The sequence below is a fragment of the Bradyrhizobium erythrophlei genome (assembly GCF_900142985.1).
In the GTDB taxonomy this organism is placed as follows: Bacteria; Pseudomonadota; Alphaproteobacteria; order Rhizobiales; family Xanthobacteraceae; genus Bradyrhizobium; species Bradyrhizobium erythrophlei_B.
Map to the genome: position 1 here is coordinate 1,092,903 of NZ_LT670849.1, position 11,839 is coordinate 1,104,741.

Here is an 11,839-nt window from a genome sequence, read left to right on the forward strand (position 1 = left end):
ATATAAATCCAATAAAACCGAAGACGAACGGTCCAAAAACCGACGCCTCAAAATCCCAGAAGAGGCCGTCACGGGCGCAGCGCCAAGGCCTGATCGGCCATGGCGCTTCTGTTGCTAGCCACCCTTGTCGTCCTCTTTCTTTTTATCCGCGGAGGCGGCCGAAGACGTATCGTCGCTCAAGCCATGTTCGATCTTGGCCTCGATCTTCGGCAGATCTTCCGGCTCCGGCTTCAGGTCGCGGGCGTGCGCCCACTGGAACTTGGCTTCCAGCGTACGGCCGACGCGCCAATAGGCGTCACCGAGGTGATCGTTGATGGTGGGATCCTCGGGCTTGAGATCGATCGCCCGCTCCAGGTTCTTCACCGCGTCTTCGTAGTTGCCGATGCGATAGTAGGCCCAGCCCAGCGAGTCCACGATGTATCCATCGTCCGGACGCTGCTCGACGGCACGCTTGATCATCTTCATGCCTTCGTCGAGGTTGATGCCCTGATCGATCCAGGAATAACCGAGGTAATTGAGCACATGCGGCTGCTCGGGCTGCAACTCGAGCGCCTTGCGCATGTCGGCTTCCGCCTTGTTCCACTGCTTGGCGCGTTCCTCGCAGATACCGCGATAATAGTAATAGACCCAGGTGTTCTTGTCGGTGGCCTTCGGCAGGATATCGATGCCTTGCGTATAAGTGACCGCGCAATCGGCAAACTTCTTGCGGCCACGCTCGATATTGCCGAGCGCCATCACGGCCTCGATGTCCTTGGGATCGTCTGCCGTAACACCCTTCAGGATCTTGATGGCCTCGTCGGTCCGGTCGGCGGAATCGAGATCGATGGCGAGCTGAATCTGCGCGTTGCGCTTCAGCGGCGAGCTGGCCGGCATACGCTCGTAGACCTTGATCGCCATCTGCGGCTTCTTCACCGATTCATAGAGATCGGCGAGCGACAACAGCGCCAACGGATGGTTCGGCACGAGATAGAGCGCAAGCTGCAGATAGACGAGCGCAAGATCCTCGCCGCCGCGGCGGGTGAGCGTCGCGCCAATGCCGTAAAGCGCCTCTGCCGCGCCGGCTTGCGGCGAATCGACGATCGGCGGCAACTTCTTGCCGGCATCGGTTTCGCGCATCGCATCCAGAACCAGCGGGTGTCGGGGCAACTTCTTGTCGAAGGCCTCGTAGACCGCCTTGGCGGAAGCTGCGTCCTTGTTGCGCGACAACCAGCGAGCATAGTCGTCGGAGACACGCAGCATGGAGTCTTCGAGCTTGTAGGCGCGCTCGAGCCGCACCCCGGCGTCCTTTTCCTTGCCTGCCAGTTCCAGGATCATGCCGGAATGCAGATCCTTGAAGATCGGATACCACTCGGGACCCGCAAGCTTGTCGATCGTCGCAACCGCAGTCTTGGTATCGCCGGCGCCATAAGCAGCCCAGCCCGACAACAGCGTCGCAACGAGGTCGGTAATCGGCCCGCGGATCGACTGGTTGATATTGGTCTGGGCGCTCGCGTATTTCTTCGCCTTGAGATCGCGCACGCCGATTACAAGCCGCGCGACGCGATTGGTCTTGTCGATCGAGAGAATACGGTCGGCGAGTTTGATCGCCTCGTCGATATCGCCGTCGGCGAGCGAGGAAATGAACGCGCGATCCAGCAGTTCATTGTTCTTCGGATCGGTGCGGAGCGCCGAACGGTAGAAGGCCGCGGCCGAAGCCGCATCCCGCTCGACGCTGGCATGACGCGCGGCCAGATAGCTGCCGGACGTCGTCAACGCCTTCAGGTCATGCGAGGAAGGAAATTGTGCGGAGTTGTCGGCAGGACGCTCTGGCGTCTGCGCTGAAGCAACGACCGGCAAAGCCAGGAAAGCGAGTGCGGCAATCGCCGAGCGATTGAATTGAAAAGAAAGCATCACGTTTTGCCTTGGCTCCAGGATTTACGGCAGGATCGTGTGATCGTAGGGATGCAAGCCCGACAGGCGCATCAAGTGTTGCGACAATGCCGCTTTTGGCGGCCAATCGCAAGGATACGAGCATAGCATAATGACAGGCAGGATGGCCCTTACCGCCGTCCCTCTCGCCTGAAAACGCGTCCACTATGGCAGTATCGTGGCCGATGACCGGGGCTAGTCACGCAATCGTGGTCACATCGCCTCGTAATTGGGCCCGCCGCCGCCCTCCGGCGGAACCCAGGTGATGTTGCCGTTGGGATCCTTGACGTCGCAGGTTTTGCAATGGACGCAGTTCTGGGCGTTGATCACGAAGCGCGGACCTGACGTTTCCTCCACCCATTCATAGACACCGGCCGGGCAATAGCGATTCGACGGACCGGCATATACGTCGTGTTCGGAGGTCTTTTGCAGGTTCATGTCGGCGACCTTGAGATGGACCGGCTGATCCTCCTCGTGGTTGGTGTTCGACAGAAATACCGATGAGAGACGGTCGAAGGTCAGTTTGCCATCCGGTTTGAGAGCCGCGATCGGCGCATGAGCCTTGGCCGGGTCGAGGGTCTTGCGGTCGGGTTTGGCGTGCGACTGGGTTCCGAACAGCGAGAAACCGAGCGTGTTGCACCACATATCGAAGCCGCCGAGCGCCACGCCGAGGACAGTTCCGAATTTCGACCAGAGCGGTTTGACGTTGCGGACCAGATAGAGATCCTTGCCCACGGCTGACGAGCGCCAGGCATTTTCATAATCGACGAGTTCGTCGTTCGCACGGCCTGCGCCGAGTGCCGCGTTGACGTGCTCGGCTGCCAGCATCCCGCTGCCGATCGCATTATGGACGCCCTTGATGCGCGGCACGTTCACAAAGCCCGCCGCGCAGCCGATCAGCGCGCCGCCGGCAAAAGACAGACGCGGCACCGATTGATAGCCGCCCTCGGTGATGGCACGCGCGCCGTAAGCTAATCGCTTGCCGCCCTCGAAGATCGTGCTGATCGCAGGATGTGTCTTGAAGCGCTGAAATTCCTCAAACGGCGACAGATACGGATCGTCGTAGTTCAGATGCACGACGAAGCCGACCGCGACGAGATTATCGTCGTAGTGATAGAGAAAGGAGCCGCCGCCGGTCTTGCTGTTCAAGGGCCAGCCGAACGAATGCTGGATCAGGCCCTTCTGGTGTTTCGACGGATCGATCTGCCAGACTTCCTTCAACCCGATGCCGAATTTCGCCGGCTCGCTCTTGGCACCGAGAGCGAATTTCGCGATGAGCTGTTTGGTCAGACTGCCGCGGGCGCCTTCAGCGAACAGCGTGTACTTGCCGCACAGTTCCATGCCGCGGGTGTACGAAGCCTTGTGCGAGCCATCCCTGGCGACGCCCATGTCGCCGGTCGCAATGCCGCGTACTGCGCCCTTGTCGTCATAGAGCACCTCGACCGCGGCAAAGCCCGGATAGATTTCGACGCCGAGCGCCTCGGCCTTGCCGGCGAGCCAGCGGCAGAGCCGGCCGAGCGAACCAATGTAGCAGTGATGGTTGTTCATCAACGGCGGCATCATGAAGTTCGGCAAGCGGATCGCGCCGGACTTCGTCATCCAGAAGAAGCGATCGTCCTTGACCTGCGTCTTCAGCGGACAATCGGCATCCTCGCGCCAGTCCGGCACGAGCTTGTCGAGCGCAAGGGGGTCCATCACGGCGCCCGACAAGATATGTGCTCCGACTTCCGATCCCTTCTCGACCACGACCACCGACAGCTCGGGGTTGAGCTGCTTCAGACGGATGGCGGCGGAAAGCCCGGACGGGCCGGCGCCGACAATCACGACATCGAATTCCATGGATTCGCGCGGCGGCAATTCTTCGGTGCTCATGATCTGATCTCAGGCCTGGAATGGTTGTGTCACGTTGTTTCCGATTTTTGCAGGAAGAACAACATGGAAATGCCGTATCAAGCGTTTCGTTGCGGTCTGATCCGGTCTAGTGTGGCGCAGCAAATTTCGTATCTCGACCGGACCATTTTCGGCATGCGGAATTTGAAAACCAAAGCCGTACCGGATCAACAAGTTGACGCCTGAACCCGCGCCTACCGTATCCCAACTGCTTGCCTTCTATCTGGAGGCCGGGGTCGATTGTGCGCTCTCCGACGAGCCTGTTGACCGGCTCGCCGAACCCGAGGCGCCCCCAGCCATCAAGGCGACCACCCCTTCCAGCGACGCCGGCCCGGCGCGCCCGGCTCGAGCTGCGACTACCACCTTCGCGGCGCCGACCGCCGACCCCTCGCCGGCGCCGGATGCGGCGATTGCAAGCGCGCGGGAGGCGGCGCGCACCGCAGCCTCACTCGAAGTCCTGCGCGACATGCTGGAGAAGTTCGACGGTTGCGCGCTGAAATCCACCGCGACGCGGCTGGTGTTCGCCGACGGCAACCCGAAGGCCCGCATTATGTTTGTCGGCGAGGCGCCGGGGCGCGACGAAGATATCGAGGGACTGCCCTTTGTCGGCCGTTCGGGAAAACTGCTCGACCGGATGATCGCCGCAATCGGGCTCGATCGCACCAAGGTCTACATCGCCAACGTGATTCCCTGGCGTCCGCCGGGAAACCGGACACCGACGCCGCAGGAAACACAAATCTGCCTGCCGTTCATCCAGCGTCAGATTGAACTGGTCGATCCGGATATTCTTGTCACGCTCGGTAATCCCTCGACGCAAACACTGCTGTCGACGCGCGAAGGCATCATGAAGACGCGCGGACGCTGGTTCAATTACGATACCGGCACGCGCACGATCCGTGCGATAGCGACGTTCCATCCAGCCTATCTGTTGCGTTCGCCGTCCTACAAGCGGCTGTCATGGCAGGACCTGCGCTCGATTGCCAAAGCCCTGCCGCAGACGGCGTCCTGATTATTACGGCACTTTCGGCCGCACGACCGCCCAGCCGATCCGCAGCGAAGGCTGCCGCCCGTCTACCAGCCGATCGAAAGTCTGTGGCACTTCAGGCGCAAGACCCGGAAACAGTTTCGCGATGTCCGGTGGCGGCGTGCCGTCAGTGTCGGAAGCACGCCAGACCACGACGCCGCCGGTCTGGTTGAACCTGTCGAGATTGAGCCACGGTGTCCGCTCGGGTGTCGCGGCGAGAAAAAGATGCGGACGCGTGGGACTCAAGCTGATCAACGTCGCCAATTGCGCATCACCGCTCACGGCTGAAAGACGCCGGTTGGTTCGCCGCTCGAAACTATCATCGAAGAAGTGCCCGATCGCGGTAGCCGGCAGCGACGTCACCACCTCGCTGCTCGCAGTCCAGGGAACGAACAATGTTGCCACAATCACTCCGAGCGCCGGCGCAAGGATCATGGCGGCCCAGGCGGTACGCAGGATCTGCTGGCGCCGCAGATAGATCAGATCGCCGCACGCAACGATGACCGCAAGCCCCGACATCAGAAGCACGATGCCGGCCCCGCCCACGACGCGATCGAGATCGTAAAGGCCGGAAATCAGGCAGCCGGCGAGCGCCGGCGCGAACGCAAAGAAATAGACGAAGTCGCGCGCGGCCGGATCAACCGGTGGGCGGAAGATGACAGGCGCCTCCTCCTGGGTCCGATCAAACCAGCCGGAGTTGAACGTCGATACGATGGCGATCCCTAATGAGGCCAATAACAGGCCGCCGAGCAGTTCAACCCCGTGCACCGCCCGGCCGCCCAAATCGGCAACCGCCGGCCAATGCGGGATGACAGGCACATCGGCGCGGATCAGCCAGATCAGATAGGGCAACGACAGCACGGCGATCACGAGAAGCGCAAACAGCGCGTCAAACGACATCAGCGTTCGCCGGCCGCGTGCGGTCGTCAGCGCAAATCCGACCACGAGTGCCAACAGGATGATCGCGGCGGAGGTCGTCAGCAGCAGGAGCCCGGCCTCGATCGACCAGGCAAACCAGGCATTGCGCCGGTTCTGGCCGATCAATTGCCAGGAGTGCAACAACAGCAACGCCCAGATCGGGCGCGCCAGCACGAGGGGCCCGAACTCAAGACCGGGCGCGCTGAATGCCAGCACCGTCATGGTGAGGAGAACCGCAAGCACCGCTTGCTGCACGCCAACGGTGGCACGCGCGAGCAGATAAAGGGTCCAGAACGTCGAGATCGAACATATCTGCGCCAGCAGATAGACACCGAACACGTGGTTGCCGGCTGCGCGGAACGCAATATCGGCGAGCCAAAACGCCAGCGGAGGCCCGAGGTCGGTGCCGACGCGATATTCGCGGCCGAGTGCAATCACCGTCGCGAGATCGCCTGGCGGGCTGCGGTACACCAATAGCGACACCAGGAGCCACAGCATCGCTTGCAGCACCACCACGAGCCATACGACGAGCTTCGGCCGCGCGCGGATCAGTTCGATGACCAGGGAGGTGAAACGCATGTGACGGCCCGACTACCTTTGAGCTGACCAAGCTGCGCGACGCCGTTTCACGCCGGTCGAAGGATGGTCTTAAAGTGGGTCGGGCGCGGAGGCAATGCGTCAGAATTATCTTATTCTGCGGCGGAAATCAGCGGAGCCGCTTCAGTCGGATTGAACAGGTCGGCTTCGCGCTCGATCGTCCAGGGCTGGTGCTTTTCGCGGGCCGCGACGACGGGCGCAAAGAAGCTGCGGTGGTGCGCGGAGGGACCCAGCCGGTCGAGCGCCTCAAGATGCTCCGGCACGCCGTAGCCTTTGTGGGACTCAAAGCCGTAGCCCGGGCATTCCTCCGCCAGCGCGCGCATCAGGCGATCGCGCGTCACCTTGGCGATAATAGAGGCCGCGGCAATCGATACGACGATGCCGTCGCCGCCAATCACGGCGTCGCAGTTGCAGGCCGTGTTGAGCCGGTCGCGTCCGTCGACAAAGACATGCTGCGGCGCTTCCGGCAAACTCTCGACTGCCCGCTTCAACGCCCATAACGATGCCCGCAAGATATTGTCGCGGTCGATCCGCGCCGGCGAGGCCAAGGCGACCGCAAACGAGGCCGTCGCGCAAATCTCTTCGAACAACTCCTCGCGGCGCTCGGCGGTCAACCGCTTGGAATCATCGATACCCTTCGGGATTCGTTTCGGGTCGAGCACCACGGCAGCCGCAACGACCGGACCGGCTAGCGGGCCGCGCCCGGCCTCGTCGCAGCCGGCCACCGGCCACACGCCGCGCTTGATCAGCGCGCGCTCACGGCGAAAGCTCGGCGGCGCGACCGCGATGACGCCCTTCGGCAGGTTTGGTTGTTTTTTCTTCCCGGATTTATCCCGAATCATGCCGGGATGGTGCGCAAGGCCGAGAAGGCACGCAACCGGAACTTTTGCGCGATGCGCGCCTTTCACCGCTCTCAACAGCAGCTCAACGCGCAACTCTCAATCCGGCAGATGCACGCGGCGATCTTCCCCGACCTCAATGTTCGGCGCGACCACCGCTTCCCATGGATGCCCGTCGGGATCGGTGAAATATCCGGAATAGCCGCCATAATCGGTCATATGGGAAGGCTTCAATCGCTGCGCGCCTTTCGAGACCGCAAATTCGATCACCTCGTCGACTTCTTTGGCGGAACGGCAGTTCCACGCCAGCGTCATACCGCGAAAAGCACCGGGCCTTGGCTGATCCGGCAAGGTTGCGTCCTGCGCCAGTTGGTCCCACGGAAACAGCCCGATCACGGTTGCGCCGGTGTCGAAGAACGCAACTACCTCTCCGGTTGCATGCATCTTCCGGACAAAGCCAAGCGCTTCATAGAAGGTAATGCTCCGGCGCATATCGGAAACGCCGAGGGTAATGACTGTCAGTCTTGGAACCGGCGGCTTGGGCATCGAACGCTCCTTCACACAGAACTTCAGAACAGGCTGAGCTGCTGCCCGCTTCGCTTGGGCTTGGCGAAATGATCCGTGGTCAATTTGGACCGGCGCTTATTGAGCCCCAGCTTGTCGCAGGCGATCTCGAACCTGCGCCCGATCATCCAGGCCATCGGACCTGTGCCCTTCATCCGCGTGCCCCATTGCGAGTCATAATCGCGGCCGCCGCGCATGTCGCGGATCAAGGTGAAGACGTGACGGTAGCGATCGGGATAATTCGCCATCAGCCACTCGCGGAAGAGATCGCGCACTTCAAGCGGCAGGCGAAGCAGCACGTAACTCGCTTCCTTTACGCCGGCATGCGCCGCCGCATCCAGAATGCGCTCGATCTCGCTGTCGTTGAGTGCGGGAATGACCGGCGCGACCATCACGGTCGTCGGAATTCCCGCCTCCGACAATCGCCGCAGCGCCTCAAGCCGTTTCGGCGGCGCGGAAGCGCGCGGCTCCATGGTCCGCGCCAGCCGCGGATCGAGCGTCGTCACCGAAATTGCGACCTTGGCAAGATTGCGCTTGGCCATCCGCGACAGGATGTCGATGTCGCGCGTCACCAGCGCCGATTTGGTCACGATGCCGACCGGATGCGAGGCGCGGTCCAGCACTTCGAGAATGCCGCGCATGATCTTGTGATCGCGCTCGATCGGCTGATACGGATCGGTATTGGTGCCGATCGCGATCATGCGCGGTTCGTAATGCTCCGCCGCCAGTTCCTTTTCCAGAAGCTGTGGCGCGTCGGGCTTGGCGAGCAGCTTCGTTTCGAAGTCGAGCCCCGGCGACATTCCGAGAAAAGCATGGGTCGGCCGAGCGAAGCAGTACACGCAGCCGTGCTCGCAACCCCGGTACGGATTGATCGAGCGATCGAAGCCGATATCGGGGGAATCGTTACGCGCAATGACCTTGCGCGACGTATCGAGCGTTACCGTCGTCTTGAACGGCGGAAGATCCTCAAGGCTCTGCCAGCCGTCATCGAACGCAACCTTCGCCTCGGCCTCATAGCGGCCAGTGGCGTTGGATTGCGCGCCCCGGCCTCGCCGCCGCTCGCGATCGATGGCGACTGCAAGCTCCGGCAAATCGGAAGGCGCACCCGCCGGTTTGGAGGGCGCCTTGACCGGCGGGTGCTTGAGCGCATGTGAGGATGCTCTGCTCATGGTTCGAAGATAACACGGAACGAGAACAAATCAAGAACATGATTGGCCGATCCACAAAACAAATATCCGATGAGGTGGCTCGGCCTCAGCTCCGCTGCCGCCGCAAAAAGCCGAGCGGCTACGGATGCTTTGAATATGACAAGGTGATAACGGTTCCTCGCTTTGGACCGTTGAGAACATGCTGAGCGTCATTATTCCGACCGAAGGGGCCGAACATCCGGCCGTCGCCACCTTGGCTGCGCTGGTGCCGGGCGCCGCCACGGGCGTTATTCGCGAGGTGTTGCTGGTCGATCGCGGCGATAACGGCGTGATCGAACGGGTTGCCGATGTCGCGGGCTGCCAGTTCCTGCCGTTCAATGGACCCCGCGCAGCAGCATTGGCGGAAGGGGCGCATCAGGCGCGCTCGCCCTGGCTGATGTTCCTTCATGCGGGCGCGGTGCTCGATCACGGCTGGATCGATGAGACCATGCAATTCATCCAGCGTGTTTCGGACGGCGACCGTCCCCGCGCCGCCGTGTTCCGGTACGCGCGCTCGCCCTATTCCGATTTCACCTGGCGCGACCGCGCAAGATCCGTCGCGCGGGTGATTGCAGGCCCGTTCGCCGACCAGGGGCTATTGATTGCGCGCGACCACTATGAGCGACTCGGCGGCCACGTGCCCAATGCCGCCCGCGCCGAAGCGCGGTTGCTGCGCCGGCTTGGCCGATCGTCGCTGACCCTGTTGCATAGCCGGATCGTCACGGTCTGACGCCATATACTTGCCAAAGTCAAATAACTATTTGACGATGGCAAGTATTGAGGTGCGCCATGCTTTCAGACGAACAGAAGCGGATATCGGCGGTTCGCGCCTTCAACCGCTTTTACACCCGCCAGCCTGGCGTGCTCGGGCAGCGGCTTCTCGAAAGCCCGTTCTCGCTGAGCGAAGAGCGGGTGCTGTACGAACTCGCGCAGCGGGATGGTGCGGCAGCCAAGGAGATCGGGATAGAACTCGATCTCGACACCGGCTATCTCAGCCGCATCGTCCAGAAATTCGACGATGACGGCCTGATCACCCGCAAGCCATTGCCCGCGGACCGCCGACAGCATCAACTCAACCTGACCGCCAAGGGACGTCAGGCCTTTGCGAAACTCGACCGAAGTTCGCACGAAGAGGTCGCAAAGATGCTGCGCCGTTTGTCGGACACAGATCGGCGACGCCTCACCGCCGCGATGGCAACGATCGAAGATCTGTTCGGTGCGGGGCATGCATCGAAGCCCGCAATCCTGCGTGAACCTCGACCCGGCGACATGGGCTGGGTGGTGCAAAGCCACGGCGCGCAATATGCCAGCGAATATGGCTTCGATTGCTCTTTCGAAGCGCTGGTCGCTGAAATCGCCGCCCAATTCCTGCGCTCCTTCGATGCCTCGCGCGAGCGCTGCTGGATCGCCGAAATCAACGGCGCGCCGGTCGGATCGGTCTTCCTGGTGCGGCACGACGACGAGGTCGCCAAATTGCGTCTGCTTCTGGTTGAGTCGGCCGGACGCGGTCAGGGCCTGGGCAAGCGGCTGGTCAGCGAGTGCATTGCCTTTGCGCGCGCCTGCGGCTATCGCAAGATCACGCTCTGGACCCAAAGCATTCTGACGCCGGCCCGCAAAATCTATCAGGACGCAGGCTTTGTGCTGGTGGCAACCGAACCGCATCGAAGTTTCGGACAAAGCCTGATCGGCGAAACCTGGGAGATGAAACTCTGGTGCCCCTTCCCGCTCGAATGATAATCGCAGTCATTATCCTGCTTGCTGCGCAGGCCGCAAACGCCGCCGATGTCCATGTGATGATCTCGTCCGGTTTTCACGGCGCCTACTCCGAATTGGCTCCGGCTTTCGAGCGCGCGACTGGAAATCATCTGATCACGACGCGCGGACCGTCGATGGGAGATTCGCCCGAGGCAATCCCGGCGCGGCTTTCGCGTGGCGAGAGCGCCGATGTCGTGATCCTCGACGGCGGCGCCGCTGACGAACTCGGCAAGCGCGGTCTCGTGCAAGCCGATAGCAAGGTCGAACTGGCGCGTTCGCTGATCGGCATGGTGGTGCGCGAAGGAGCGCAAAAGCCGGACATCGCAAGCGTCGACGCGCTTCGGAACGCTTTGCTTGCGGCCAGATCGATCGCCTATTCGGACAGCGGCAGCGGCACGTATCTGTCGACGGTTTTGTTCGAGAAGCTCGGCATCGCAGACCAGATCGCGGCCAAGAGCCGGAAGGTGCGCGGACCGCCGTCCGGCGAGCCGGTCGCGGCCGTGGTTGCGCGCGGCGAGGCGGAAATCGGCTTCCAGCAGGTGGCCGAGCTGATCCATGTTCCCGGTGTCACGCTCGTCGGCGCGCTGCCGGCCGAAGTGCAGCCGAACTTTTCCTTTGCCGGCGTGCTCACCAAGGCGCCGCACGAGGCGGAGGCCGCACGCGCACTGCTGCTTTTTCTGTCGTCCCGGGAGGCTGCCGCCGCCGTCACGAAGGCTGGACTGAAGCCGCCGTCGGATCGTTAGCCTGCTCGACGACGACGGGCAGCAGCGTGACAAACTTGACGCCGTAAGTGCGTCCGCGACGCCAGACCACCTCGCACAGCTCTCGCTTGTGGTGTCCTTTGACGAGCGTCAACTCGAACCGGTCCCTAACATCCATCGCATCGTCGGTCGCGATGCGGGCGCCGCCCGACGAAAGGTCGAGAACGTGGCACTCGTATTCGGTCACGCCATTGTCGGCCGAAATCCAGGCCACCCGCCGGTGCAGTTGCCGGCGCGGCTCGCGCTTGATCAAGTTCCTCGGCTCAACAACACTCATTAAGATCACCGGTCGTTGCACGGCTGACCGCCACGGCAATTGTCGAGGCTTTCCTGAATCTGACGGCCACCTCGTAAGGTTTCGTTAGGACATTATTTTGGAATTTAGACGTTAACCGT

The 11,839-nt window shown here is 62.0% G+C and carries 11 protein-coding genes; 4 read left to right on the forward strand and 7 right to left on the reverse strand.

Annotated features, from left to right (window positions below; translation table 11 throughout):
* Positions 1-114 precede the first annotated feature (114 nt).
* Complete coding sequence (locus tag BUA38_RS05055) at positions 115-1,890, reverse strand: tetratricopeptide repeat protein (protein ID WP_072816983.1); 1,776 nt, start codon at positions 1,888-1,890, stop codon at positions 115-117.
* Between the two features lie 231 nt (positions 1,891-2,121).
* The gene (locus tag BUA38_RS05060) at positions 2,122-3,780 is read right to left on the reverse strand and encodes an electron transfer flavoprotein-ubiquinone oxidoreductase (RefSeq protein WP_072816984.1); all 1,659 of its coding nucleotides are present in this window, start codon (positions 3,778-3,780) and stop codon (positions 2,122-2,124) included.
* 193 nt (positions 3,781-3,973) lie between these two features.
* On the opposite strand from BUA38_RS05060, the gene BUA38_RS05065 reads away from it, so the two are divergent.
* Positions 3,974-4,807, forward strand: a complete 834-nt coding sequence (locus tag BUA38_RS05065) for a uracil-DNA glycosylase (RefSeq protein WP_072816985.1) — start codon at positions 3,974-3,976, stop codon at positions 4,805-4,807.
* Between the two features lie 3 nt (positions 4,808-4,810).
* Here the strand turns inward: BUA38_RS05065 and BUA38_RS05070 are convergent, their stop codons facing one another.
* The 4 genes from BUA38_RS05070 to BUA38_RS05085 all read right to left on the reverse strand — a co-directional run bounded on the left by BUA38_RS05070 (position 4,811) and on the right by BUA38_RS05085 (position 8,909).
* Complete coding sequence (locus BUA38_RS05070) at positions 4,811-6,319, reverse strand: glycosyltransferase family 39 protein (protein ID WP_072816986.1); 1,509 nt, start codon at positions 6,317-6,319, stop codon at positions 4,811-4,813.
* Between the two features lie 110 nt (positions 6,320-6,429).
* A complete protein-coding gene (locus BUA38_RS05075) occupies positions 6,430-7,179 on the reverse strand; it encodes a ribonuclease HII (RefSeq protein ID WP_072825834.1) in 750 nt (249 codons plus the stop codon).
* Positions 7,180-7,275: 96 nt separating this feature from the next.
* Positions 7,276-7,722, reverse strand: coding sequence for a VOC family protein (locus tag BUA38_RS05080; RefSeq protein ID WP_072825835.1), 447 nt, complete (start codon positions 7,720-7,722; stop codon positions 7,276-7,278).
* A 23-nt stretch (positions 7,723-7,745) separates the two neighbouring features.
* The gene (locus tag BUA38_RS05085) at positions 7,746-8,909 is read right to left on the reverse strand and encodes a PA0069 family radical SAM protein (RefSeq protein WP_072816987.1); all 1,164 of its coding nucleotides are present in this window, start codon (positions 8,907-8,909) and stop codon (positions 7,746-7,748) included.
* A 178-nt stretch (positions 8,910-9,087) separates the two neighbouring features.
* On the opposite strand from BUA38_RS05085, the gene BUA38_RS05090 reads away from it, so the two are divergent.
* From BUA38_RS05090 to BUA38_RS05100, 3 genes are read left to right on the forward strand one after another with little or no spacing between them, the layout of a single operon-like run.
* Positions 9,088-9,657: a glycosyltransferase gene (locus BUA38_RS05090; protein ID WP_072816988.1), complete on the forward strand. Its 570-nt coding sequence runs from the start codon at positions 9,088-9,090 to the stop codon at positions 9,655-9,657.
* A 59-nt stretch (positions 9,658-9,716) separates the two neighbouring features.
* Positions 9,717-10,661, forward strand: coding sequence for a bifunctional helix-turn-helix transcriptional regulator/GNAT family N-acetyltransferase (locus tag BUA38_RS05095; RefSeq protein ID WP_072816989.1), 945 nt, complete (start codon positions 9,717-9,719; stop codon positions 10,659-10,661).
* On the forward strand, positions 10,658-11,425 hold the full coding sequence (locus tag BUA38_RS05100; protein ID WP_072816990.1) for a substrate-binding domain-containing protein: 768 nt from the start codon (positions 10,658-10,660) through the stop codon (positions 11,423-11,425). The genes BUA38_RS05095 and BUA38_RS05100 overlap by 4 nt, the downstream gene beginning before the upstream one ends.
* On the opposite strand, the gene BUA38_RS05105 is transcribed toward BUA38_RS05100, so the two are convergent.
* Complete coding sequence (locus BUA38_RS05105; protein WP_083587461.1) at positions 11,388-11,720, reverse strand: PilZ domain-containing protein; 333 nt, start codon at positions 11,718-11,720, stop codon at positions 11,388-11,390. The genes BUA38_RS05100 and BUA38_RS05105 overlap by 38 nt on opposite strands.
* Positions 11,721-11,839: the final 119 nt, after the last annotated feature.